21 protein-coding genes are annotated in these 25,756 nt (G+C 60.6%); 8 read left to right on the forward strand and 13 right to left on the reverse strand.

Translation table 11 applies throughout. From position 1 onward, the window contains the following. Positions 1-58 precede the first annotated feature (58 nt). Both hrpA and aceK read right to left on the reverse strand, forming a co-directional pair. A complete protein-coding gene (gene hrpA / locus ACQKP4_RS07040) occupies positions 59-3,970 on the reverse strand; it encodes an ATP-dependent RNA helicase HrpA (protein ID WP_427631666.1) in 3,912 nt (1,303 codons plus the stop codon). A gap of 457 nt (positions 3,971-4,427) precedes the next feature. Next, positions 4,428-6,149: a bifunctional isocitrate dehydrogenase kinase/phosphatase gene (gene aceK / locus ACQKP4_RS07045; protein WP_427631668.1), complete on the reverse strand. Its 1,722-nt coding sequence runs from the start codon at positions 6,147-6,149 to the stop codon at positions 4,428-4,430. 180 nt (positions 6,150-6,329) lie between these two features. Between aceK and ACQKP4_RS07050 the strand changes: the two genes are divergently transcribed. Then, positions 6,330-7,223, forward strand: a complete 894-nt coding sequence (locus tag ACQKP4_RS07050; protein WP_427631670.1) for a DMT family transporter — start codon at positions 6,330-6,332, stop codon at positions 7,221-7,223. A 131-nt stretch (positions 7,224-7,354) separates the two neighbouring features. Here the strand turns inward: ACQKP4_RS07050 and ACQKP4_RS07055 are convergent, their stop codons facing one another. The 6 genes from ACQKP4_RS07055 to ACQKP4_RS07080 form a co-directional block, all read right to left on the reverse strand. Beyond that, entirely contained in the window at positions 7,355-8,935 is a 1,581-nt protein-coding gene (locus ACQKP4_RS07055; RefSeq protein ID WP_427631671.1) for an aldehyde dehydrogenase (NADP(+)), read from the reverse strand. A gap of 42 nt (positions 8,936-8,977) precedes the next feature. Further along, a complete protein-coding gene (gene araD1, locus ACQKP4_RS07060) occupies positions 8,978-9,973 on the reverse strand; it encodes an AraD1 family protein (protein ID WP_427631673.1) in 996 nt (331 codons plus the stop codon). Between the two features lie 53 nt (positions 9,974-10,026). Beyond that, entirely contained in the window at positions 10,027-11,202 is a 1,176-nt protein-coding gene (locus tag ACQKP4_RS07065) for an L-rhamnonate dehydratase (RefSeq protein WP_427631675.1), read from the reverse strand. 456 nt (positions 11,203-11,658) lie between these two features. Continuing rightward, positions 11,659-12,663 carry a 4-hydroxythreonine-4-phosphate dehydrogenase PdxA gene (locus ACQKP4_RS07070; RefSeq protein ID WP_427631677.1) on the reverse strand — a complete coding sequence of 335 codons (1,005 nt, stop codon included), beginning with the start codon at positions 12,661-12,663 and terminating at the stop codon, positions 11,659-11,661. Then, a complete protein-coding gene (locus ACQKP4_RS07075; protein ID WP_427631679.1) occupies positions 12,660-13,631 on the reverse strand; it encodes an amidohydrolase family protein in 972 nt (323 codons plus the stop codon). Before ACQKP4_RS07075 ends, ACQKP4_RS07070 begins: the two co-directional genes overlap by 4 nt. Next, positions 13,624-14,967: an MFS transporter gene (locus ACQKP4_RS07080; protein ID WP_427631681.1), complete on the reverse strand. Its 1,344-nt coding sequence runs from the start codon at positions 14,965-14,967 to the stop codon at positions 13,624-13,626. Before ACQKP4_RS07080 ends, ACQKP4_RS07075 begins: the two co-directional genes overlap by 8 nt. A 377-nt stretch (positions 14,968-15,344) precedes the next feature. On the opposite strand from ACQKP4_RS07080, the gene ACQKP4_RS07085 reads away from it, so the two are divergent. The 4 genes from ACQKP4_RS07085 to ACQKP4_RS07100 all read left to right on the forward strand — a co-directional run bounded on the left by ACQKP4_RS07085 (position 15,345) and on the right by ACQKP4_RS07100 (position 19,483). Continuing rightward, on the forward strand, positions 15,345-16,361 hold the full coding sequence (locus ACQKP4_RS07085) for a Bug family tripartite tricarboxylate transporter substrate binding protein (protein WP_427631683.1): 1,017 nt from the start codon (positions 15,345-15,347) through the stop codon (positions 16,359-16,361). 51 nt (positions 16,362-16,412) lie between these two features. Further along, positions 16,413-16,946: a tripartite tricarboxylate transporter TctB family protein gene (locus ACQKP4_RS07090; RefSeq protein WP_427631685.1), complete on the forward strand. Its 534-nt coding sequence runs from the start codon at positions 16,413-16,415 to the stop codon at positions 16,944-16,946. Then, positions 16,943-18,472, forward strand: a complete 1,530-nt coding sequence (locus ACQKP4_RS07095; protein WP_427631687.1) for a tripartite tricarboxylate transporter permease — start codon at positions 16,943-16,945, stop codon at positions 18,470-18,472. Before ACQKP4_RS07090 ends, ACQKP4_RS07095 begins: the two co-directional genes overlap by 4 nt. Before the next feature lie 69 nt (positions 18,473-18,541). Next, on the forward strand, positions 18,542-19,483 hold the full coding sequence (locus ACQKP4_RS07100) for a LysR family transcriptional regulator (RefSeq protein WP_427631689.1): 942 nt from the start codon (positions 18,542-18,544) through the stop codon (positions 19,481-19,483). Between the two features lie 45 nt (positions 19,484-19,528). On the opposite strand, the gene ACQKP4_RS07105 is transcribed toward ACQKP4_RS07100, so the two are convergent. Continuing rightward, the gene (locus tag ACQKP4_RS07105; RefSeq protein WP_427631691.1) at positions 19,529-20,392 is read right to left on the reverse strand and encodes a DMT family transporter; all 864 of its coding nucleotides are present in this window, start codon (positions 20,390-20,392) and stop codon (positions 19,529-19,531) included. A 440-nt stretch (positions 20,393-20,832) separates the two neighbouring features. Between ACQKP4_RS07105 and ACQKP4_RS07110 the strand changes: the two genes are divergently transcribed. Next, complete coding sequence (locus tag ACQKP4_RS07110) at positions 20,833-21,378, forward strand: hypothetical protein (protein ID WP_427631693.1); 546 nt, start codon at positions 20,833-20,835, stop codon at positions 21,376-21,378. Beyond that, positions 21,375-21,572 carry a hypothetical protein gene (locus ACQKP4_RS07115; RefSeq protein WP_427631695.1) on the forward strand — a complete coding sequence of 66 codons (198 nt, stop codon included), beginning with the start codon at positions 21,375-21,377 and terminating at the stop codon, positions 21,570-21,572. Before ACQKP4_RS07110 ends, ACQKP4_RS07115 begins: the two co-directional genes overlap by 4 nt. 49 nt (positions 21,573-21,621) lie before the next feature. Here ACQKP4_RS07115 and ACQKP4_RS07120 read toward each other — a convergent pair whose 3' ends face one another. Together ACQKP4_RS07120 and cysK are read right to left on the reverse strand one after the other, a co-directional pair. Continuing rightward, positions 21,622-22,560: an aspartyl/asparaginyl beta-hydroxylase domain-containing protein gene (locus ACQKP4_RS07120; protein ID WP_427631697.1), complete on the reverse strand. Its 939-nt coding sequence runs from the start codon at positions 22,558-22,560 to the stop codon at positions 21,622-21,624. A 217-nt stretch (positions 22,561-22,777) separates the two neighbouring features. After that, positions 22,778-23,752, reverse strand: coding sequence for a cysteine synthase A (gene cysK / locus ACQKP4_RS07125; RefSeq protein ID WP_427631699.1), 975 nt, complete (start codon positions 23,750-23,752; stop codon positions 22,778-22,780). 127 nt (positions 23,753-23,879) lie between these two features. Here cysK and ACQKP4_RS07130 point away from each other — a divergent pair, with 127 nt between their 5' ends. Next, the gene (locus tag ACQKP4_RS07130; protein ID WP_427631701.1) at positions 23,880-24,956 is read left to right on the forward strand and encodes a DUF748 domain-containing protein; all 1,077 of its coding nucleotides are present in this window, start codon (positions 23,880-23,882) and stop codon (positions 24,954-24,956) included. On the opposite strand, the gene ACQKP4_RS07135 is transcribed toward ACQKP4_RS07130, so the two are convergent. Together ACQKP4_RS07135 and ACQKP4_RS07140 are read right to left on the reverse strand one after the other, a co-directional pair. Then, positions 24,953-25,456: a DUF2442 domain-containing protein gene (locus tag ACQKP4_RS07135; protein WP_427631703.1), complete on the reverse strand. Its 504-nt coding sequence runs from the start codon at positions 25,454-25,456 to the stop codon at positions 24,953-24,955. The genes ACQKP4_RS07130 and ACQKP4_RS07135 overlap by 4 nt on opposite strands. Next, a complete protein-coding gene (locus ACQKP4_RS07140; protein WP_427631705.1) occupies positions 25,444-25,674 on the reverse strand; it encodes a DUF4160 domain-containing protein in 231 nt (76 codons plus the stop codon). Before ACQKP4_RS07140 ends, ACQKP4_RS07135 begins: the two co-directional genes overlap by 13 nt. Positions 25,675-25,756 lie beyond the last annotated feature (82 nt).

Here is a 25,756-nt window from a genome sequence, read left to right on the forward strand (position 1 = left end):
ACAAAAGCCCACCCACCACAAAAGCCCTCTCGCCACAAAAGCCCGCTCCCACAGGGACTTATGGCTCGACCTGGCTCCACTGTTTGTTCAGGCGCTTATCGGAGATGGGCACCTTGGTCCCCAGTTGCTGGGCAAACAGCGAAACCCGGTATTCCTCCAGCCACCAGCGGTAAAGCTCCAACTGCGGATCGCGCTTGCCTTCCTGCGCGTGTTTGCTGGCGCGGGTCTGGTATTGCGTCCACAGCCCGGACAATTCGCCGCTCCAGACCCGATCCCGCTGCACCTGGGCGCCGATTTTCTCGAAGCGCTGCTCAACCGCTTTCAGGTAACGCGGCAGTTCCTTGAGCCACACCATCGGCGTTTCCCGGACAAACCCCGGGTACACCAGATGGCTGAGCTGCTGCTTGATGTCATTCAGGGCCACGGCTTGAGCCAGGTCGATCTTGCCCTTGAAGCGTTTTTGCAGGCCGTGCCAGAGCTTGAGAATTTCCAGCGTCAGCTTCGCCAGACGCTCGGCGTGCTCGGTCCAGCCGCCACGCTTGCGCTCGGCCAGCGAGGCCAACCCGGCGCCATCGCGTGGCAATGGGTCTTCGCCATCGAGAATGCAGCTGTCGAGACTCGCCAGCAAAATGTCTTCGACCAAGGCATCAACGCGCCCCAGCTCGCGGTACATCAGCCCCAGTTCGGTCAGCCCCGGCAACTTGCCGCGCAGGAACTTCGCCGGTTCCGCCAGTTGCTGCATCAACAAACGCTGCAAGGCGCGGCGGTGCTGGAATTCGGCTTCGGCCGGGGTCGAGAACCGCCCTTCCTTGACCGTCCCGCCCTCTTCCACCAGCGCCGGATACACCGTCATCGACAGCCCGGCGATCTTCTGCTGGGTTTTCTCAGCGACCGCGGCGAAGACTTTCGGCTCCACCGGCAGCTGGTTTTTCGCGGTTTGCGGCACCGCCAATGCGGCCTGGCTCGCTTCGGCGAAGCGCGCGGTCAGTTCCGCCAGATCCCGCCCTTCGCCGAGGAACTTGCCCTGGCCATCGACGATTTCCAGGTTCATCCGCAAATGGCTGTCGACCTGCTGCGCCGCCTCGGCCCAGGCTTCATCGCTGACGCGCGCGCCGGTCATGCGCAGCAGTTCACGGCCCAGCGCCTGCGGTAACGAACCCTCGGCGAAGGTCATGCGCTGCAAGGCGGCTTTGACGAAGTCCGGCACCGGCACAAAGTTCTTGCGCAGGGCTTTGGGCAGATTGCGGACCAAAGCAACGCATTTGGCTTCAATGACGCCCGGCACCAGCCATTCCAGGCGTTCCGGCGGCAGCATCGGCAACAGCGGCGCCGGCACGCGCAGGGTTACGCCGTCACGCGGGTGGTTCGGCTCGAAGTGATAACTCAGCGCCAGTTCCAGATCACCGATGTGCAAGGTGTCCGGGTAATGCAACGCGGTGACTTCGCTGGCCTCGCGGGCCAGCACGTCTTCTTCGCGCATGATCAGCAGTTGCGGGTCTTTCTGGCTGTTGACCCGATACCAGCTGTCGAAGGTCGCGGTCTGGTGAATCTCCGCCGGCAGGCGCGCGTCGTAGAACGCGAACAGGGTTTCTTCGTCGGCCAGAATGTCGCGGCGGCGGGCCTTGGCTTCCAGTTCGTCGAGCTGTTCCAGCAGTTGCTGGTTGGCCGTCAGGCATTTGGCTTTGGACTGAATCTCGCCACGCACCAGCCCTTCGCGGATGAAAAACTCACGGGACACCACCGGGTCAATCGGCCCGTAATGCACCGGGCGGCGACCGACCACAATCAGCCCGAACAAGGTGATTTGCTCAAACGCCACGACCTGGCCGCGCTTCTTCTCCCAGTGCGGTTCGAAGTGGTTTTTCTTGATCAGGTGCCCGGCCAGCGGCTCGATCCAGTCGGCGTCGATCTTGGCGACCATTCGCGCGTAGAGCTTGGTGGTTTCCACCAGTTCGGCGGTCATCAGCCATTGCGGGCGCTTTTTCCCAAGCCCGGAGGACGGGTGAATCCAGAAACGCCGCTGGCGGGCGCCGAGGTAATCGCCTTCATCGGTTTTCTGGCCGATCTGGCTGAGCAGGCCCGACAGCACCGCTTTGTGCAGTTTCGGGTAATCGGCCGGCTCTTTGTTGATGGTCAACTGCATGTCGCGGCAGATCAGGCTCAACTGACGGTGCGAGTCGCGCCATTCGCGCAAGCGCAGGTAATTGAGGAAGTTCTTGCGGCACCAATTGCGCAGCGGGCTCGCCGTCAGCGCCTGGCGTTGCTCTTCAAAACCACGCCACAGATTGACCAGCCCGGCAAAGTCCGAATCCACGTCTTTCCACTGTGCGTGGGCCTGGTCCGCCGCTTGTTGACGCTCCGGCGGACGCTCGCGCGGGTCCTGGATCGACATGGCGCTGGCGACGATCAGCACTTCCTGCAAACTGCCGAGTTTCGCCGCTTCGAGCAGCATGCGGCCCATGCGTGGGTCCACCGGCAGACGCGCCAGGTTCCGCCCGAGCGGGGTCAGTTGGCTGTTGCGGTCTACGGCGGACAGTTCTTGCAGCAGGTTGAAACCGTCGCTGATGGCTTTGCCATCCGGCGGCTCGATAAACGGGAAATCGGTGATCTCGCCCAGGCGCAGGTGCAGCATCTGCAGGATCACGGCGGCAAGGTTGGTGCGCAGGATTTCCGGGTCGGTAAATTCCGGGCGGCCGATGAAATCTTCTTCGCTGTAAAGCCGAATGCAAATCCCCGGCTCGACCCGCCCGCAACGGCCCTTACGCTGGTTGGCGCTGGCCTGGGAAATCGCTTCGATGGGCAGGCGCTGGACCTTGGCGCGGTAGCTGTAACGGCTGATGCGCGCGGTGCCGCTGTCGATCACGTAACGAATGCCCGGCACGGTCAGCGAGGTTTCGGCGACGTTGGTCGCCAACACCACGCGACGCCCCGGATGCGACTGGAAAATCCGCTGCTGCTCGGCCGGTGACAAGCGCGCGTACAGCGGCAGGATTTCGGTGTGCTTGAGCTGGGCCTTGCGCAGCATGTCGGCGGCGTCGCGAATCTCGCGCTCGCCGGGCAGGAACACCAGCACGTCGCCGGGGCTCTTGCGCTCGCTGCGTTCGAAGTCAGCGATTTCGTCGAGAGTGGCGAGGATCGCCTGATCCACCGTCAAGTCGTCCTCGACGCGGTTGCCCTCTTCGTCCTGCTCCAGGGTCAGCGGGCGATACCAGGTGTCCACCGGGAAGGTGCGGCCAGAGACTTCGACAATCGGCGCATCGTCGAAGTGCTTGGAGAAACGCTCCAGATCGATGGTCGCCGAAGTGATGATGACTTTCAGGTCCGGACGACGCGGCAGCAGCGTTTTCAGGTAACCGAGCAAGAAGTCGATGTTCAGGCTGCGTTCGTGGGCCTCGTCGACGATGATCGTGTCGTAGCGTTCGAGGTAGCGGTCGTTCTGGGTTTCCGCCAGCAGGATGCCGTCGGTCATCAGTTTGATCAGGGTGTTGGAATCGCTCTGGTCCTCGAACCGCACCTGATAACCGACCAGCGCACCCAGCGGCGTCGCCAGTTCTTCGGCGACCCGGCTGGCCACGCTGCGCGCCGCGATTCGACGCGGCTGGGTGTGGCCGATCAAACCATGCTGGCCGCGACCGATTTCCAGGCAGATCTTCGGCAACTGGGTGGTTTTACCCGAACCGGTTTCGCCGGCGATGATCAGCACCTGATGCTTGAGCAGCGCTTCCTTGATTTCGTCGCGCTTGGCGGCAATCGGCAAACTGTCGTCGTAACGAATCAGCGGCAGGCTGGCGCGCCGCGCCAACACCTGATCACAGGACGCCTGCATGCGCGTCACCCACGCGGCCAGCTTGGCCTCGTCAGGTTTTTTGCGCAGCTCAAGCAACTGCCGCCGCAGCCGGTGACGGTCGGCGAGCATGGCGTGATCGAGGTTTTTCAGCAGTTTGTCGATGGAGGGCGATTCGTCGGTCATCGGGTACGCAATTCAGTCGTCGTGGCGCAAGGGGGGCGATTGTCGCAGATTTGGGTGCATGGCGACGAATGCAACCTGCTTTTGTGGTTAGGGGGGGGTTGCCTGTGGTGGGTTTGTCTGTGGGTGGGCTTGCCTGTGTGGTGGACTTGCCTGTGTGGTGGGCTTGCCTGTTTGGTGGGCTTACCTGTGTTGGTGGGCTTGCCTGTGTCGGTGGGCTTCCTGTGTGGTGGGTTTCCTGTGGCGAGGGGGCTTGCCCCCGTTCGGCTGCGAAGCAGTCGTAATCCAGACATCGCGGTCTATCTGGAACACCGAGTTGGAAGGTTTTGGGGTCGCTTCGCAACCCAACGGGGGCAAGCCCCCTCGCCACAGGCAAGCCCCCTCGCCACACAAGCCCCCTTGCCACAGAAAGCCCACCACACAGGCAAGCCCCATCACCACAGGTATTCGCTCAAGGGCGTTATTCGTTATCCAGGCCCTTGCGCCGATACGGGAACACGTCGATGACTTTCCCCGCTCGAATCGCCTCCTGCAAACTCTTCCAGTAATCGGCGTTGTACAGCTCGCCATGCAGTTGATCGAACAACTTGCGCTGCCCCGAATCGGCAAACAGGAACGGCGGAAACTCCTCGGGGAACACGTCCAGCGGCCCGATCGAATACCACGGCTCCGAGGCCATTTCATCTTCCGGGGTGCGCGGTTGCGGGATGTGGCGGAAGTTGGCCTCGGTCAGGAAGCAAATCTCGTCATAGTCATAAAACACCACGCGCCCGTGACGGGTCACGCCGAAGTTCTTCAGTAGCATGTCGCCGGGAAAGATATTCGCCGCCGCCAGTTGCTTGATCGCCAGCCCGTAGTCTTCCAGCGCTTCGCGAACCTGGTCGTCGTTGGCATTTTCCAGGTACAGGTTCAGCGGCGTCATCCGCCGCTCGGTCCAGCAATGGCGGATCAGCACGGTATCGCCGTCCACCGAAACCGTGGACGCGGCGACTTCGAGCAGTTCCTCCAGGCACGCAGGATCGAATTTGCTCAGTGGAAAACGGAAATCGGCGAATTCCTGGGTATCGGCCATGCGCCCGACGCGGTCGACGCTTTTCACCAGACGGTACTTCTCGATCACCGTGGCGCGGTCGACGTTTTTCGACGGCGAGAAGCGGTCCTTGATGATTTTGAACACCGTGTTGAAACCCGGCAGGGTGAACACGCTCATGACCATGCCGCGCACGCCGGGAGCCATGATGAACTGGTCGTCGGTGTTGGCCAGGTGATTGATCAGCGCCCGGTAGAACTCAGACTTGCCGTGCTTGTAGAAGCCGATCGAGGTGTACAGCTCGGCGATGTGCTTGCCCGGCAGGATGCGCTTGAGGAAACCGATGAACTCGGCCGGCACCGGCACATCGACCATGAAATACGAGCGGGTGAACGAGAAGATGATCGACACGTCCGCTTCATCGGTGATCAACGCATCGATCTGAATCCCGCGACCTTCGCGGTGCAGCAACGGAATCACCAGCGGCCATTGCTCGTCCTGGGTGTAGATGCGCCCGACCAGGTACGCGCCCTTGTTGCGGTAGAGCACCGAGGAAAACAGTTCGACGCTCAGTTCCGGGTCCTTGCAGACCCAGTCCGGCAGGTTCTCGCGCAGTTGCGCTTCGAGGCGACGCAGGTCACCGGCCAGGTCGGCGTAGTCTTCGCTGAAACTGTAGTCGGCAAAAATGCTCGCGAGCATGCCGGACAGTTGCCCTTGAGGTTTATAAGTGCGGGTTTGCGCGGCGCGGGCCCGGCGCAGGCTTGGCCGGGTGGTGTGGATGAACATGCAACCGTCGCTGATCAGGTCATGGCTGAACAACCCGCAGAAGATCGAGTTGTACCAGGTCTCGGACAGTTCATCGTCGAAACGCAGGTCGATCAGCGTGATGTAGGCGCTTTTGACCAGCGGCCAGCAGCTGACGTCCCTCAGCGCGTCGGTCTCGAAGGACGCACGCAGGCGTTCAACGGTTTCGCTGACCTTTTCTTCATAAAGATTGATCCGTGCCGCCGACGCCGATTGCGTCTCCTGCCACTGCGCCTGCTCGAAGCGGGCCCGGGCACCGTCGGTGATTTGACGGAAATGCTCGCGGTAATCGTCAAAGCCATCGAGGATCATTCGGGCGATGTCGGCGGCTGGCCATTGCTGCGGCATGGTGAGACCTCTGCGGGAATTCGTGAGCCCTGAGCTTAGCCAGTGAACCGGGTGCAGGAGAAGCGTAATTTTTGCGCCGGCCTCATCACCAATGCGTTTGTGAGTTGCTTGCTCGTTTTTCGGTTGCCATGCACAAGGCGCTCGGCAACACTCTCGTCCCGATCAAGGAAGGAGTACACCGTGAGCCCCGTCGATATTTTCCGTTTGCTGTCACTGGCGGCCATCTGGGGTGCGAGCTTCTTGTTCATGCGCATCATTGCCCCGGTGATTGGCACCGTGCCGACTGCCTTTTTCCGGGTGTCGATTGCCGCCGCCGGGCTGCTGGTGATTCTCGGGCTGATGCGCATCAGTTGGGATTTCAAAGGCAAACTCAAGACCGTGATGCTGCTGGGGGTGATCAACTCGGGGATTCCGGCGACGCTTTATTCGGTGGCGGCGCAAGTGCTGCCGGCCGGATACTCGGCGATTTTCAACGCCACGACACCGCTGATGGGCGTGTTGATCGGCGGTCTGTTCTTCCACGAAAAACTCACCGCCGCCAAATTGGGCGGGGTGTTCCTCGGCCTGTTCGGCGTCGGTGTGCTGACCCGCGCCGGGCCGGTGGCGTTCGATCTGCAACTGCTGATGGGCGCCCTCGCCTGCCTGCTCGCCACCACCTGTTATGGCTTTGCCGGGTTTCTGGCGCGGCGCTGGCTGGACCAGGCCGGCGGGCTCGACAGTCGCCTGTCGGCGGTGGGCAGCATGCTCGGGGCAACCCTCTTTCTGCTGCCGCTATTCGGTTACAGCGTGATCAGCCATCCACCGGCAAGCTGGGGTGGCTGGAACGTCTGGTTGTCGCTGCTGGGGTTGGGGCTGCTGTGTACGGCGCTTGCCTACATTGTCTATTTCCGGCTGTTGAGCTCCATCGGGCCGGTGAGGTCGATGACCACCACCTTCCTGATCCCGCCGTTTGGCGTGTTGTGGGGCGCGTTGCTGCTGGATGAGCCGTTGTCGATGGCGCACATCTATGGCGGGGTGTTGATTGCGGCGGCGTTGTGGTTGGTATTGAAGCCCGCGAAGGTGGCTGCCCAGTAAATTAAGGGTGTTGCAAATGACGCCTTCGCGGGCAAGCCCGCCCCCACAGGGTTGTGCCTTGAACACAGCATTTGTGTCCTGCACCAATCACTGTGGGAGCGGGCTTGCCCGCGAAGGCGTCGGCTCCGGCGCTACAAGCCTGCCTGGCTCACCTCGCCATCCACTAACCGCCGAATCCCCAATGGATTAGCGTTCTGCAACGCTTCGGGCAGCAGCGCATCCGGGTAATTCTGGAAGCACACCGGGCGCAGGAATCGGTCAATCGCCAGCGACCCCACCGACGTACCGCGTGAATCCGAGGTCGCCGGATACGGCCCGCCATGCACCATCGCCTCACACACTTCGACGCCGGTCGGATAGCCATTGAGCAAGATCCGCCCGACCTTTTCCTGCAACAGGTCCGCCAGCCAGCGGTACTCCAGCAACTCGTCGGCCTCGCCAATCAGCGTCGCCGTGAGCTGCCCGCGCAAACCTTGCAACGCCGCCGCCAGCTGCGCCTGATCGTCAACTTCGATAACGATGGTGGTCGGCCCGAACACTTCTTCCTGCAACAACTCATCGCCCTTGAGCAACAGGCTGGCATCCGCCTGGAACACCTGCGGTTGCGCCTGATTGCCCTGCTGCGGTTTGCCCGCCAGATGCGTCAGCCCCGGATGTTCGTGCAGCTCGCCCAAGCCACGGCTGTAGCTGACCAATGCGCCGGCATTGAGCATGGTCTGCGCCGGTTGCTGGTTCATGCTCGCGCAAAACGTTTGCAGAAACAGGCTGAACTGAGGCGAACGGACACCGATGACCAACCCCGGATTGGTGCAGAACTGCCCGCAACCCAGGGTCACCGAGCCGGCCAGTTGCGCGGCGATCTGCTCGCCCCGGACCGTCAGCGCCTCCGGCAACAGGAACACCGGGTTGATGCTCGACATCTCGGCAAACACCGGGATCGGTTGTGGCCGGGTCGCGGCCATGTGGCTCAACGCGTTGCCGCCCTTGAGCGAACCGGTGAAACCGACAGCCTGAATCGCCGGGTGCTTGACCAGCCACTCACCGACGCCGCCGCCATAAATCATGTTGAACACGCCGGCCGGCATGTCGGTCTTCTGCGCAGCACGGAGGATCGCATCCGCTACCCATTCCGCCGTCGCCATGTGGCCGCTGTGAGCCTTGAACACCACCGGGCACCCGGCGGCCAGCGCGGACGCGGTATCGCCGCCGGCAGTGGAAAACGCCAACGGAAAGTTACTGGCACCGAACACGGCGACAGGGCCGAGGGCGATACGGTACTGACGCAGATCCGGACGCGGTAACGGCTGGCGATCCGGCAATGCGCGGTCGATCCGCGCACCGTAGAAATCACCGCGCCGCAAGACCTTGGCGAACAGGCGCATCTGGCCGCTGGTGCGTCCACGCTCGCCCTGAATCCGTCCGGCCGGCAACGCCGTTTCGCGGCACACGGTGGCGACAAACTCATCGCCCAGCGCATCGATTTCGTCGGCGATGGCGTCGAGGAACTGCGCGCGTTTTTCCGCGCTCAGGTTGCGGTAGATCGGGTACGCGGTTGCAGCGGCTTTGGCGGCGGCATCCACTTCAGCTTCCGATGCCTGAAAGAACGTGCCGGGCAGCGGTTCGCCCGTGGTCGCGTCGAGGCTTTGCAGCTGCAAATTGCCATTGGCGCTGCGGCGACCGCCGATGTAGTTGTGTCCCAGTAGCGTGGTCATGAGGGTGTCCTTGACCGGCCAGCAGCGCCGGTGATTGAAGGCTTAAAGCGCGCGAACCTGGCCGATGGCCAACGGTTGGGCGCTTTCGCCGATACCGTTTTCCAGCGGTGCGCCGAACGCCTCGAGGCTGATCTGGAAACGATCGCCGGGCAGGGTTTTCACGCCGTCGGCAAACGACAGCGTGGCGGTGCCGAAGTAATGCACATGGACATCGCCGGGCCGCAGAAACTGCGCGTATTTGAAGTGATGGAATTCGAGGTTGGCGAGGCTGTGGCACATGTTGTCTTCGCCGCTGAGAAATTCTTTTTCCCAGAGGGTGTCGCCGTTGCGAATGATCCGGCTGGTGCCGGCCAGGTGCCTGGGCAGTTCACCGACGCGCAGCTCCGGACCATAGGCGCAGAAGCGCAGCTTCGAATGCGCGAGGTAGAGGTAATTGCGCCGCTCCATCACATGGTCGGAGAACTCGTTGCCCAAGGCATAACCAACGCGATACGGCTGACCGTCGTCGCCGATGACGTAGAGGCCGGTCAGCTCTGGCTCTTCGCCGGCGTCTTCGGCAAACGGCGGCACCGGAAAATCCGCGCCGGGGCGCACGACGATGCTGCCGTCACCTTTGTAGAACCATTCCGGCTGCGCACCGACGTGGCCCGCCGCTGGTTTCCCACCCTCCAGACCCCACTTGAAAATGCGCATGGTGTCGGTCATGCCGGCTTCGACTTCGCCTTCATGCTGGTGCATTTTGTCCCGCGCCGAGGCGCTGCCCAAATGGGTCAGGCCGGTGCCGCTGATCAGGCAATGCGCCGGGTCTTCGTGGTCCAGCGGCGGCAGGACTTTTCCCTGTTGCAACAGTTGCGGGTAATCCGGGCCAGGCTCGGTGCCGCGCTGCGCGACTTCTTGTTGCAGGCTGCGTTGAGCGCGGATCGCCGCGAGTGCCAGTTCACGGGTGTTTCGGGTGCCCGTCAGCACCTGGACCTGCGAGCCTTCGACGACGCCGACCTGGCGTTCGCCGGCAGAGTTTTCAAATTGAATCAGGCGCATGTCGGCCCTCCAGAAAGTCGTGGATGGCGCCGCTCTCAAGCGGCGCATCAAGATCACTCGATGATGTTGAAGTCGCTCAGGTATTCATCGGAGATTTCCAGGCCCAGGCCCGGTTTGTCGTCATCGAGCTGGATGTAGCCGTCGACCGGTTGCGGCTCGCCCTTGAACACGTAGTAGAAAAGTTCGTTGCCGACCTCCACGTCGAACACCGGGAAGAATTCGGCCATCGGCGACGCGGTGGTGGACATGGTCAGGTGGTAGTTGTGCATCTGCCCGGCGTGGGGGATCACCGGCACCGACCACGCTTCGGCCATGGCGTTGATCTTGCGCGCAGCGGTGATGCCGCCGACACGGTTGGTGTCGTACTGGATTACGTCGATGGCGCGACGCTCCAGCAGGTCTTTGAAGCCGTAGGAAGTGAATTCATGCTCGCCGCCGGAGATCGGCATGATCCCCATTTTCTTCAGCTCGATGTAGCCCTCGATGTCGTCGGCGATCACCGGTTCTTCGAGCCAGCGCGGCTCGAACTCAGCAAGTTTGGGCAACATCCGGCGCGCGTATTCCAAGGTCCAGCCCATGTAGCATTCGAGCATGATGTCGACGTCCGGGCCGGCCAGATTACGCAGGGCGCGGACTTGCTCGATGTTCTTGCGCATGCCCGCCGGGCCATCTTTCGGGCCGTAGCCGAAACGCATTTTCAGCGCAGTAAAGCCCTGGTTCAGATAACCCTGGGCTTCTTCGAGGAACAGGTCGAGGTTGTCATTGGCATAAAGCTTGGAGGCGTAGGTCCAGATCTTTTCCTTGGTACGACCACCGAGCAGTTTGAACACCGGTTTGTTGACCGCTTTGCCCATGATGTCCCAGATGGCGATGTCGATGGCCGAGATCGCCGCCATACCGATGCCTTTGCGGCCCCAGGCGTGACTCTGGCGGTACATCTTCTGCCAGATGTACTCGTTGTCGAACGGGTCTTCGCCAATGGCGATGGGCGCCAGATAGGTGTCGATGATTTCCTTGGCCACACGCGGCGCGAGGGCGCAGTTGCCGATGCCGACCAGACCGGTGTCAGTCTCGATTTCCACCACCAGCCAGCCGTGAAAACGGAACGAGCCCATGGCGTCGCCGCGCTCGAACAGGATGTCACTGGCGTTGGTGCAGAAGTGCGCTTGCGGCGGGACGACTTTGCCTTTCCACTCGAAAACGCGGGTACGGATGGCTTTGATTTTCATGAATACAGTTCCTTGCGCTGCCGGTTTTTTATAGTTGTTGAGTCGCTGCGCAGAGCCGCCTGGATGGCCGGCTTCGGGCATTCGATGAAGCGACTTTAGCCAGCGCCTGGGGGCGACGGATAATCACTTATGCGCATCCGTCGATAACCTGAGGTGATCGCAGAATCGAGTTATTGCGCAAGTCCGGTTATCAGAGACAGCACAAAAAAATGTGGGAACGGGCTTGCTCGCGAAAGCGGTCGGGCAGTCAATTCATCGGTGACTGTCATGCCGTCTTCGCGAGCAAGCCCGCTCCCACAATGATTGAGGCTGTTGTCTGATTTTGTGACCAATACAAAACCCCTGTGGGAGCGGGCTTGCTCGCGAAAGCGGTCGGTCCGTCACTGCAAAGGTGTCTGGACTGCCGCTATCGTGAGCAAGCTCACTCCCACAGGGGGATGTGTTTTAGGGAGGGAGTCAGTAGTTGTTGGTGCCCATTCGGCAGGCGATTTCGAAGGCCTGACGGATCGCGCCGACGTTGGCCTTGCCCTGCCCCGCAATATCAAACGCGGTGCCGTGGGCCGGGGTGGTGATGGGGATTGGCAAGCCGCCCTGCACCGTCACCCCACGGGAGAACCCCATCAACTTGATCGCGATCTGCCCTTGGTCGTGGTACATCGTCACCACCGCGTCAAAAGCACTCGCATCGCCCTGGACCTTGAGGAAAATCGTGTCGCCGGGATACGGGCCTTCCGCCGCAATGCCCAACGCCTGGGCCGAGCGCACCGCCGGGCCGATGATGTCCAGTTCTTCGCGCCCGAACGAGCCGTTGTCGCCGTTGTGCGGGTTCAAGCCACACACGCCGATGCGCGGTTTTTCCAGGCCGTTGCGCTTGAGCGCGGTCTCGATCAACTGGATCGCCTCCACCACTCGCGCTTGCGTCAGCATGCCCGGCACCTCGGCCAGCGCCACGTGGGAGGTCACCCGCGAGGTCCAGAGGTTGTCGAGCACATTGAATTCGCAGAACGGCCCATGGAAATCCAGCAGTTCGGCAAACCAGTGCAGCTCATCGTTATGCGCCATGCCGGCCATGTGCAGCGAGGTCTTGTTCAACGGCCCGAACAGCACCGCATCGGTTGTACCGGCCTCGGTCAGGCGCAGGGCTTTTTCCAGGGTGTCGAGGCTGTAGCGTCCGCCGATGACACTGGCTTCGCTGCGGGCAAATTCACCGATTGTGTCGCCACGAAAGTCATAGAACAGCGGCGTGCCATCGACAAACGACAGTTGCTCTAGCGACTCCACACGGCGGTACGGAAACTCGACCCCGGCGATGCGCATGCCGCGCTGCATTTCCGCTTCGTCGGCAATCAGAATCACGTTGGCCTGGCTGCGAACCTGAGGTTCTGCCAGCAGGCGTGCAATCAGTTCCGGGCCGATACCTGCCGGGTCACCCAGCACCATGGCGATGGTGGTTTTGTTCATGCTTCACTCCTCAAGGCTTCAGGCCATGTCCGGTCAATGGCGCAAGGTTCGCAGCGATACACCCGCTGCGCGTTGCTGTAGAACAGTCGCTGCTGATCGGCGCTCGGCAGATCGGCGACGATGGATTTGAAACCGCTGTAAATGGTGTCGAACGACCCGCACAGGCTGTCGACGGGGAAGTTGCTGGCGAACATCGCGCGATCGCTGCCGAACATTGCGATCACCTCGCGCACGATCCATGCATTGTCTTTGGCACGCCACGCCTGACCGCCCTGCCCCAGGCCGGAAATCTTCACCTGCACGTTGGGCCACTCGGCCAGCCGCGCCATGGCCAAACGCCAAGCCGCCAGGCCTTCGGCGCTGCGGTCGCTGGGCAGCCCGGCATGGTTGAGAATCAGCGTGGTGCCGGGGAAGTCCCGCGCCAGGCGCTCGGCCTCGTGCAGGTTCCACCAGGGCGCCTGCAAATCGAAATGCAGCCCCAGCCCTTGCAATGCGGCGTAGCTGCGGCGCCAGTGTTCGTTACTCATAAGGCTGCGCACGTGGCCGACTTGCGCGGGGGTTGTCGGCCCTCCCGGTTTATGGCGAACGCTGCGCACGCACTTGAAAGCGGCTTGTTCGGTCAGCACCGCGATGGCGTCCGGATGATCAAGCCAGGCTTGCGCAACGATGGCATTCGGCACGCCGTAGCGAGCGGCCAGCCCTTCGATGAAACGGGTTTCGCCAATCGGGTCCTGCGGGTTCCATTCGGTCTCGATGTACACCGTTTGCACAACGTCATGGGCACCGACATCGGCGAAATACTCTTCGGGAAAATAGCGCCGCTTGATCGCGCTGTAGTCACCGTAGCGAAACGGGATGTTGGCGTCCGGCGCCAGCCACGGATGATCGTTGATCGACGGGTCCCAGAAGTGATGATGGGCGTCGATGATCGGCCCGGTCCAAAGCCTGCTTTCAAGGCGTTCAGGCATGGCGCACCTCATCGAGGCTGATGAACAGCGTGGCCAGCACGAAGATCGCCGAGCACACGGCGAAGAAGCCCAGCACCGGCGCGAAACCACCGGCCATTTGCAAAATGATCCCCACCAGGATCGGCACCGCAATGCCGCCAGTGCTGCCGGCCATGTTCATCACGCCGCCGATCAGCCCGACCCGCGCCGGCGCCGCAAGCAACGCCGGGAAGCTCCAGTAGAGGCTGCCCCACATCAGGAAAAACGCGGTCATGGCCAACAACGCCACGGCCGCAAAAGGATTGCTCAGGGTCGGCAGCAACAGGAAGGCACCCAGCGCTACCACACCGGAAAACGCCAACAGGCTCTTGACCGCCACGCCACGACTGACGCCCTTGCGAATCAGCCCGTCGCAGAGGAAACCACCGGTCAACGAACCCAGCGCGCCGCAGATGAAAATCACGAACGTCGCCGCACCGATGCCTTTGATATCAAAGCCGCGCGCCTGCGCCAGGTAACTCGGGCCCCAGGTCAGCAAGCCGAAATAGACCATGGCCCAACTGGCGCGACCAATCAGTAATCCGCTCAGGGAGCGTGCGGCAATGCCCAAGCCTTTGACCGGTACACGCGCCGCTTCAGCCGCTGGCGTTGCGCGGCCGGCGTTGATTTTCTCAAGCTCTTCGGCATTCACCTGCGGGTGCGTGGCCGGGTCATCGCGAAGATAACGCCGCGCCAGCCAGGCCAATACCAGCGTGGCGATACCGGCGATGACGAACGCCAGGCGCCACGAATCCAGCGACGCAATCAGGTAAGCAATGATCAACCCGCCCAGCGCCACGCCCAGCGGGCTGCCGCTGTCCATCAGCACCGCGCCGCGACTGCGCTCACTCGGCGCCAGCCACAACGAAATCAGCTTGCCGCCCGAGGGAAACAACGGCGCCTCGGCGGCACCCAGTGCGACGCGGGCGAACAGCAGCGACAAACCGCCCGTGGCAAAGGCTGCGATCACCTGAAAGGTGCCCCACAGCCCGGTGGACCAACTGATCACCCGGTGCGGGCCGAACCGGTCGATCATCCAGCCGCCGGGAATCTGCAACAGCGCGTACGCCCAGAAGAAGCTGCTGAGGATCAGCCCTTGCATGCTCGGCGACAGGGAAAATTCATGGGCAATCGTCGGCATCGCGATGGACAGCGACACGCGGTCGATCAGGTTGACCATGGTCAACGCAAAGATGATCGCGAAGATGCGCCAGCGCACGCTGCTGGCCTTGGTGGTCGAGGCTTGCGGTATCGCCGCTGCCGTTGCGGATCGGGCAACTGCGTCAGGCAGCTGCAGGGAAGCACTGGGACGAGCCATGGTGCGTACCTCGGTTATTATTTTTGTGGGTGTTACGTGACCGCTTCGTGGCGGCATTGGTGAGCACTATCGAAGGCTCAGTGATAACCGTCTAATCAAAACTTGAAATAAGGCGATAGCCTCGGGTTATGGCATACCCGGCTTTCAGCCCGCTTTCACCGTGTAACAGCTACCGCGACTTTCCTCTCAAACGGCTCTAGCGCAAAGCCTTTGGCGATTCACACGATTTTGTCCGCCGCGACGTATAACCCCAGGCTATCGGTGTATGTATTGTTTTGACTAGACGCGAGGTCTGAGGCTTCCCACACTCAGGCCAGGCTTGCGGCTTTACCGCTCAGACAAGCCACTCATAACAACTACAAAAACGAGGCCCTTCCATGCGAACTGCATTCGTCCGTCGCACATCCCGTCTGATTCTTGGTTGCACGCTGGTCGCCGCCGGCACCCTTCCCGCCCTCGCTCATGCTGCCTGGCAGCCCGACAAGAACGTCGAGATCGTCGTCGCCGGCGGTCCTGGTGGCGGCACCGATCAACTCGGTCGACTGATCCAGTCGATCATCACCACGCACAAGTTTCTGGACGTCAATACCATCGTTCTGAACAAGGGCGGCGGCAACGGCGCCGAAGCCTTCCTCGACCTGAAAATGAACAAGGGCGACCCGGAAAAACTGGTGATCGGCACCAACAACATCTACCTGTTGCCGCTGGTTTCCAAGCTCGGTTATCAATGGCAGGAACTGACCCCGGTCGCCGCCGTGGCCGAGGATGACTTCATTCTCTGGAGCTACAAGGACGCGCCGTGGAAGGACGCCAAAGGCTTCTACGAAGCGGTCAAGGCCGACCCGTCGAACCTGCGCATGGGCGGCAGCCAGTCCAAGGACGTCGACCAGACCCTGACGTTGCTGCTGAACCAGACCACCGGCAGCAAACTGGTGTACATCCCGTTCAAGAGCGGCAGCGAAGCCGCAACGCAACTGGCCGGCAAACACATCGCCGCCAACGTCAACAACCCCAGCGAAAGCATCAGCCAATGGCGCGGCGACCAAGTCGAGCCGTTGTGCGTGTTCAGTAAAGAACGCATGAGCTACACCGAAAAAGTCGCTGGAGATAAATCCTGGGCCGACGTGCCGACCTGCCACGAACAGGGCCTGGGCATCGATCAGTACCGCTTCCCGCGCACCGTGTTCATGCCCGGCGAAGTCACCGCCGAGCAACGGGCGTTCTATGTTGATTTGATGCGCAAAGTCACCGAGACCCCAGAGTTCAAAGCCTACGTCAAACAGAACGCCCTGGTGCCGACCTTCCTCGAAGGCGAACCGTTGACCGCCTACATTGAGAAAGACACCGCCCGCGTCACCCCGGTGTTCAAAGAAGCCGGCTGGTTGAAAAACTGAGTTGTTCACGGCCGTCCGCCTGCGCGCGGCCGTCACCTCTGGAGGTGCTTCATGTCCCATTCTTCGGATTCACCGGCGCTGGTCGGTACCCGCTGGGTCGAACTCGGCCTGGCACTCTTCACCGCGCTGATCGGCGTGGTGGTGATGTTCGGCAGCGTCGAACAAGGTATCGGCTGGGGCGATTCCGGCCCCGAGCCGGGTTACTTCCCGTTCTACATCGGCCTGATGCTGAGTGCCGCGAGTGTCGCCAACGGCGTGTTGACCGTGGTGCGCTGGCAAGCCTTGAGCATTTCATTCGTCAGCCGCACGGCATTCAAACAAGTGATATCGGTGTTCATCCCGATAGCGCTGTTCGTCGCCGCCATGCCACTCACCGGCATCTACGTGTCGTCGGCCTGTTTCATCACCTGGTTCATGTGGCGTGACAAGGTCCGCGCCAGGCCGTACAGCAAGTTGATGATCGCCACGGTGGCGCTGGGCGCGGTGCTCGCCAGTTACCTGATTTTTGCCCTGTGGTTCAAGGTCCCGCTGGATGCCGGCCCGTTGGGCGACTGGATAATGCTGGCCCGGAGAAGCTTCAAATGAGCGAATTCGATTCCTTGCTGCAAGGCATGAACCTGATCCTGACCCCGGGCCACATCGGCCTGATGGTGATCGGCGTGCTGCTGGGCATTCTGGTCGGCGTATTGCCCGGCCTCGGCGCCCCCAATGGCGTGGCATTGCTGCTGCCGCTGACCTTCACCATGTCGCCGGTGTCGGCGATCATCCTGCTGTCGTGCATGTACTGGGGCGCGCTGTTCGGCGGCTCGATCACCTCAATTCTGTTCAACATCCCCGGCGAGCCGTCATCGGTGGCGACCACCTTCGACGGCTACCCGATGGCCCGCGAAGGTCGCGCCGCCGAAGCCCTGACGGCGGCGTTCAGCTCGGCGCTGATCGGCGCGCTGGCCGGGGTATTGTTGCTGACGTTCCTGTCGACGCGCATTGCCGCGTTCGCCATGTCGTTCAGTTCGCCGGAGTTCTTTGCCGTGTACCTGTTGGCGTTCTGCACCTTCATCGGCATGAGCAAAAACCCGCCGCTGAAAACCGTGGTGGCGATGATGATCGGTTTCGCCATGGCGGCGGTCGGCATGGACACCGTGTCCGGCAACCTGCGCCTGACCTTCGATCAACCGGTCCTGATGACCGGGATCAGTTTCGAAGTGGCGGTGATCGGTCTGTTCGGCATCGGCGAAATCCTCTGCACGGTCGAGGAAGGCCTGGTGTTTCGCGGCGAACATGCGCGCATCACGCCGATGGTGATCTTGCGCACCTGGGCCAAGTTGCCGCGCTACTGGTGGACGATTTTGCGCAGCACCCTCGTCGGTTGCTGGATGGGCATTACGCCGGGCGGTCCGACCGCTGCCTCGTTCATGAGCTACAGCCTGGCGCGGCGTTTTTCGAAGCACCGCGAGAACTTTGGCAAAGGTGAACTCGAAGGCGTGATCGCCCCGGAAACGGCCGACCATGCGGCGGGCACCAGCGCCCTGCTGCCGATGCTGACCCTGGGTATTCCCGGCTCGGCGACAGCGGCGGTGATGCTCGGCGGCTTGATGATCTGGGGCCTGCACCCTGGACCGACGCTGTTTGTCGAGCAGCATGATTTTGTCTGGGGCCTGATCGCCAGCATGTACCTGGGCAACGTGGTGAGCCTGATTGTGGTGTTGGCCACCGTGCCGCTGTTCGCGTCGATCCTGCGCATTCCGTTCTCGATCATCGCGCCGATCATCATCATGGTCTGCGCCATTGGTGCGTACTCGGTGCACAACTCGTTCTTCGACGTGGTGCTGATGCTGGGCTTCGGAGCGCTGGGGTATCTGTTCAAGAAACTCGGCTACCCAATCGCACCGCTGGTGTTGGCGGCGGTGCTGGGCGACAAGGCTGAAGATGCGTTTCGCCAGTCGATGCTGTTCTCCGACGGTCACCTGGGCATCTTCTGGTCCAACCCGTTGGTGGGTTGCCTGACCACGGCGGCGCTGCTGATGTTGTTCTGGCCGCTGATTTCCAAGGCACTGGGCACCTTGACCGGGCTGCGCAAACCGCCGGTGGCCAAAACCAAATCGGTGCTGTGACACGGCAATGCTGGCAACGCCTGACATTTGTTGTCAGGCTTGCCGCAGTCTTTTTTGCGAGTCGAGCCCATGACCCGAATTCCAGAAGCCAACGTGATCCACAGTCGACTGCGTCTGCGCCAATTGCGCCTGATGCTGGCGTTGCAGGAGTTCGGCTCGTTGCGCCGCGCCGCCGATCACATTGGCATGACCCAACCGGCAGCGACGAAGATGCTGCATGAAGCCGAGGATTTGCTCGGCGTCGAGCTTTTCGAACGCCTGCCGCGCGGCATGCGCTCGACCCCGTTCGGCGAAACCGTCATCTATTACGCGCGCATGGTGTTCGCCGAACTCAGCGGCATGCGCGAAGAACTGGTCGCACTGGAATCCGGCAACCTGGGGCGAGTCGCGGTCGGGGCCATTCCGGCATTGGCGTCGGGGCTGTTGACCCGCACCATCGCGACCTTGAAACAAAGCCATCCACGGTTGTCGATGAGCATTCAGGTCGACACCAGCGACGTGCTGGTGCAAGCGCTGTTGCAAGACCAGTTGGACATTGTTTTAGGCCGGATTCCGGCCGGTGCCCGGGCTGAAGAATTGCTCTTCGACAGCCTCGGCGAGGAAGCACTGTGCGTGATTGCCGGTGCGCAGAACCCACTGGCGCAGGAGAAGAACCTGAGCTGGGCCGAGTTGCAGAACATGACGTGGGTGCTGCAACAGCATCCGAGCCCGATGCGCGCGATCATCAATCAGGTGTTCCACAATGCCCGCGTCGACATTCCCAACAGCATCGTTGAAACCACCTCGATCATGACCTTGCTGTCATTGATCCAGCAGACCGACATGCTCGGCGTCACGCCGGTGTCGGTGGTGGAGGATTACGCCGGGCGTGATTTGCTGGCGGTGCTGCCGATCAAGTTCGAAGCGCGGTTGCCGCCGTATGGGCTGATCACCCGGCGTCATCGGATTCAATCGTCAGCGATGCAGGCGTTCATGAATTCGGTGCGCGCCGAGCACGCACTGGCCAAATGAAAAAGGCCCGGAGCAATGCTCCGGGCCCTGGGTTTCTACAGCGTTTTACGCTGCTTTACGGAACACGAAGACCAGACCGACGATGATCAACAGCATGCCGAGCAGGCTTAGCGTCGCCAGTGTGTTGCCGAAAAACAGATAGTCCATCACGGCCGTCACCGCCGGCACCAGGTAAAACAGGCTGGTGACGTTCACCAGATTGCCCCGGGCGATCAGCCGATACAGCAACAACGTCGCCAGCACCGACACCACCAATCCCATCCACAACACCGGCACGATGAACCCTGTGCCGTGTTCGAAATGAAACGGCTGGAACGGCACGAAAATCCCGCAGAGCAACAGCCCGGCCAGGTATTGCCCCGGCAGCGTGCCGAGGGGATTGTCGGTGATGCGTTTTTGCATGATCGAACCGAAGGTCATACTCGCCAGCGCCAGCAAACCGAAGAGCATTGCGGCCAGTGACATCCCGGCCAGACCGATGCCCTGGTAAACCACCATGATCAAACCCGCCAGGCCCAGCGCCAGGCCGAACATCCGGCTGGCTGAGCGTTGACGCTCCATGATCACCACCGTGAGGATCGGCTGCACGCCCATGATCGTTGCCATCACGCCAGGCGTGACTTTCAGGTCCAGCGCCAACAGATAGAAAATCTGATAAGCCCCCAACAACACCACGCCCGTGGCCATCGCATACAGCATCGGTTTACCGCCCTTGGGCAGTTTCAGCTTGAGCAAGGGCATCAACAACAGCAATCCACAGAGCGCGATAGCGAAGCGAATCAGCAAAAAGGCAAAGGGCGACGCGTGGGCCAGGCCCCATTTGGAGAAGATCGCGCCGCTGCTCCACAGCAGAACGAACAGGCTCGTGGACGCCGCCGCGAGCGCGGTTTTTTTCGAAAGGACAAACATGAATACCACCTGTCTTCAGGCAAAAAGCCAACTCAGCCGAAGCTGAAATTCAGTCGTTTTTTCACAGGGCACGGGAGACAGCAGATAACAGCTGATCAGCCCGAAGCGCCAACGCCCGGCGGCGATACGACCGCGTATACCGGCGTGCCAAGGACAGGTGGGGGGTAATGACTGATCTGCACAGGCTGCTGATTCCCGCACGGCGCCACGACAGCGTGGACCGCTGAATCGACTACCGCACTGATGAGGGATGCAGGCATGGGCTGATCTTTTTGAGGGCCGTGCTCGGGAAAGCAGGCGAGCGCCGACTATAACCAGCCCGCGACACAGATTGCAATGACTTGGACAAAGGGCCAGTAAGGACAGCGTCGTATGAGCGCCCTACCCTTCAAAGAAATGGATCAACCCGCCAACAGGGGACATGGAATGCACGAGATCACATGCCAAGGGAACGGACGCACATTCGGTATCAGTTATATAAGTCGAGTGCTAGAAGTCTTGCTGCTACCAGCGCGGCAGAGCTGCAACGTGAACTGGAATGGGCAGGCCCAACGTACATTGATCTATCACGGGTGCGGTTCGAACCCATCAATGCACAGGCGCTTGATGCTTGCGAACGCTGGGAGGATTCACACTTTTTATGGAGTGAAATCATAGGGTGGAAAGCAAAGGAGCCTTGGTCTCTGGATATTGCCATCTGGTTTGAAGAGGAACTGTGCGGACTGTGCTTTGCAAACCCGAACAATAGTCGGCAACGAATCCGGATCGTGCGGTTGGAAGGGAGTCCGAGGGAGGCACATCCTTTAAAAAACCGTATCGCGGCACTGGCCATTTCGGCAATAGAACATTACGCCCTGATTATCGGTAGTAGATTCATCGACGTGCAGGAACCGCTAGAAGGTGCAATTCCCATTTATAAACGTCTCGACTTCAACGAAGACACAGAAGGTCGACTTGTCAGAACTGTGGAGAGCCTAGTATCGTGAAAACTGTTCAATCAACAACCGACAACGGAGGAAATATGCACGGAGTCATAAGAAATCCCCGCATCAAAAAACGTTCCTCTGCTCAAGATAACAAGCCTGCAAAAGTACAACTGACGGCCAGTCAGCGTCGGCTTCTACAAATCATCGCGACGGGCATCGAAGGCGAACCTGACGTGCTCGCCGGACGCCAATAACATCAGAAAAAAACCGCTCCAATGAGCGGTTTTCATCTTCGGGCCGCGATCACCCAAACAACCAATACCCCAACAACGTCAACACCACCACCGCCAACACCGGCCGCAGCACGCGATAAGCCTTGGGGTGACGTCGCTTCCACTGTTTGACTACGCCACTGAATTTATCGCTGGAGTTCTTGCTCCAGGCGTAAGCCCGGTTAATCCCGCCGACACGCTCGTCATCGAGGTTTTGCGGCGCAGTCGCGCGGCCCAACAAACCGCTGATCCAGCGGTTGATGCGGGTCATAATGCGGTTGCTCAGCGGTCGTTCGATGTCGCAGAACAAGATGACGCGGGTTTTCTCGGTTTCGTTCTTGACCCAATGCACATAGGTCTCATCGAACATCACGTCCTCGCCATCACGCCAGGCATAAACCTGACCGTCGACAAAGATGCGGCAATCATCGGAGTTGGGGGTCGACAGCCCGAGGTGATAACGCAGCGAACCGGCGAACGGATCACGGTGCGGATTGAGGTGGCTACCGCCCGGCAGCAACGCAAACATCGCGCCTTTGACATTGGGAATACTGCTGACCAGTGCCACTGTTCTAGGGCAAAGGGTTTCGGCCGATGGCAGGGGTTTGTCGTACCACTTGAGGTAGAAACGCTTCCAGCCCTTTTTGAAGAACGAACCGAAACCGGCATCGTTATTTTTTTCGGCAGCGCGGATGTAACCCTCATCAAACAAGTGCATCGCTTCGTCGCGAATCACTTCCCAGTTATCCCGGAGGATGTCCAGCTCCGGAAATTTACTGCGATCCAGATACGGTCTGGATGGCACGCCGGAAAATATGTACATCAAGGCGTTGTAGGGAGCGAACAGCGCCGAGTGGTTGACGAACTGACGCAAAACCGGCAATCGCGCCTTGCCGCGCAGATGGACATAGAGCGTGCTGCCAAGAAACAGCAGCAACACCAACGCTTTTGCGGCAAAGGAAAAGCTCATCAACAACTCCTTGAGAATAGGTTCATTGCACAACGCCATTTACCCGACGTGGCAGCCGGCCATGATAAACATTACCGACCTCGGGAAAAACCCGCATACGCAACATTCCGTATTAAGGATTGCGCAACAAAGCACTTCTTAACACAGGCTTCCTGAACGAGGGCTGACTTGAATCAACCCCCGTTGACGCTTCAAAGGCTCTCTACCCTTGTGCGTCTTATTGCTGGGTTTCCTGCTCCGTAAACAAATCACTGAACAGCATGCTCGACAGGTAGCGTTCGCCCGAGTCCGGCAGGATCACCACGATGGTTTTGCCTTGCATTTCCGGGGTCTCGGCCAGACGAACGGCAACCGCCATCGCCGCACCGCAGGAGATGCCGCACAAAATCCCTTCTTCGCGCATCAAACGTAACGCCATGGCTTTGGATTCTTCATCCGTCACCAGTTCAACCCGGTCCACCATCGTCAAATCAAGGTTTTTCGGCACAAAACCGGCGCCGATGCCCTGGATCTTGTGCGGGCTCGGCTTGATTTCTTCGCCGGCGATGGCTTGGGTGATCACTGGCGAACCGGCAGGTTCCACGGCCACCGAAAGGATCGGTTTGCCTTGGGTATTCTTGATATACCGCGAAATGCCGGTAATGGTTCCGCCCGTTCCCACGCCTGCGACAAGGACGTCGACCGCGCCGTCGGTATCGTTCCAGATTTCCGGGCCAGTGGTCTTCTCGTGAATGGCCGGGTTGGCCGGGTTGTCGAACTGCGCTGGCATGAAGTACTTGGCCGGATCGCTGGCCACAATGTCGCTCGCCTTTTCAATGGCGCCCTTCATGCCCTTGGCCGGTTCGGTCAGCACCAGTTCGGCCCCCAGTGCTTTAAGCACTTTGCGGCGCTCGATGCTCATGGACGCCGGCATGGTCAGCATCAGCTTGTAACCACGGGCAGCGGCAACGAATGCCAGGCCAATCCCGGTATTGCCCGAGGTCGGCTCGACAATGGTCATGCCAGGCTTGAGTTTGCCGTTGCTTTCGGCGTCCCAGATCATGTTTGCGCCGATCCGGCACTTGACCGAATAACCGGGGTTGCGCCCTTCGATCTTGGCCAGGATGGTCACGCCGCGCGGGGCGATACGGTTGATCTGCACCAGCGGTGTGTTGCCGATGGAATGGGCGTTATCAGCGAAAATGCGGCTCATGGCTGGGTCCTTGTACAGCATTGAATAAGGTGCCAAAGGTATGCCTGTTGCCGAGGGTCGGCAAGTTCTGGCGAACGTCCGCGGGCTGGCGCAGTCCATCGTTTTACCTTGCCAAGGAATTACCACCATGAAGCGTCGATACAGCTGGCCCCTGTGGACCCTCGCCGGCCTCGTTGTGTTGCTGATTGCCTTGCACATCGCCCTGCCCTATCTGGTGCGCGACTACCTGAACGACAAGCTGGCAAACATGGGTGACTATCAGGGCCAGGTCACCGATGTGGACCTCGCACTGTGGCGCGGGGCCTACAAGATCAACGGACTGAAAATTGTCAAAGTCGATGGCAAGGTCCCGGTGCCGTTCGTCAACGCGCCGGTGATTGACCTCGCCGTCAGCTGGCATTCGCTGTGGTACGACCACGCGGTGGTGGCCAAGATGCAGTTCTTCAACCCCGAAGTGAACTTCGTCGACGGCGGTGCCAACAAGCAAAACTCTCAAACCGGTCAGGGCACCGATTGGCGTGCGCAATTGAGCAAACTGGCGCCGATCACCCTGGACGAAGTGCGCATCTTCGACGGCAAGATCAGTTTTCGCAATTTCAACTCCAAGCCTCCGGTCAACATGAATGCCACTCAGGTCAACGCCAGCATTTACAACCTGACCAACGTCGTCGACAAAGAAGGCAAGCGCGACGCACGTTTCGAAGGAAAAGCGCTGCTGCTGGGCCACGCCCCCCTGGAAACCACCGCCACTTTCGATCCGCTGAGCAATTTCGAAGATTTCGAATTCCGTCTGCGGGCCAAGGACATCCAGCTCAAAAGCATGAACGACTTCGCGTCGGCCTATGGCAAGTTCGACTTCAACGCGGGCCACGGCGATGTGGTGATCGAAGCCCAAGCCAAAAAAGCGCAATTGACCGGCTATATCAAGCCGCTGCTGAAAGACGTCGAGGTGTTCAATTGGCAGCAAGACGTCGAAAACAAGGACAAAGGGATTTTCCGTTCCATTTGGGAGGCCATCGTCGGCGGCTCCGAAACCGTGCTGAAAAACCAGGGCAAAAACCAGTTCGCGACTCGGGTAGAGCTGAGCGGCAACGTCCACCGGCAAGATATCAGCGCGTTCTCGGCGTTTTTGCAGATTCTGCGCAACGGTTTCATTCAGGCGTTCAACGCGCGGTATGAACGGCCGAAGCCGGAGGAAGGTTAAGGTTTGCGCGTTACGGTGTAGCGCCCGGTATCTTCGGCGGCTCGCACGGCCCCCGATTGCTGCTGGAGGAAGTCCCATCCCAGACACGCCAGCGCCAGCGATCGGGGCACCGCTTCACGCCCGCTGCTGTAGCGGGTGATGCTTCGCGGGCTGACCCCCAGCGCTTGCGCCGCTTGATTGAGCGGTAATCCGGTCCGGGCTCGCCAGTCGATAAAGATTCGGGTGTTTTCGTCAGCGGCGTTTTGTGCGAGAGCATCGAGGTACAGGGTATCCGCGCCGAGCTGGATGTCGTGCTCAGGCCATTCGACGCTCCAGCCATCGTCGCCCAACGTTGCAGTTTCGAACGCGCCCGCCTCCAGCAATGGCTGTAACCCAGGATAGGCACGCAGGTCATGGCTGAGGTTGAGCGTCAGTTGCCGGCCATCTATAAAGGTCAGCGCCAACCGGTGATCCGGCAATGCCTGAACGGCCGACAGCCGTGGGCGTTTCATGGGTAACATCGTTTCCAGTCCTCCAGCAATTGCACCTGATGGGCCCTGACCCACTCCAGTGCTTCCTTGATAATCAGCGGCGGCGCCTTGCCAACCATGACCTGCACGGTTTCCAGGCTGAGCATCACGTCGAGGCCGCCTCCGGTCAGGTGAACGTGGGGCGGCGGATGATCCTTCTCGCGCAACTGAATGCGGTACGTGTCGCGAAATCGATATTTAGTAGACATGCCCCGCAAGCTATCGCCAATATGGCGATAGCACAATACTGGCGAGCCGCCGAGACTGAGTCAAGATGTGACGCCCCATTCA

The organism is Pseudomonas sp. NPDC086278 (assembly GCF_050280905.1).
GTDB lineage: Bacteria > Pseudomonadota > Gammaproteobacteria > Pseudomonadales > Pseudomonadaceae > Aquipseudomonas.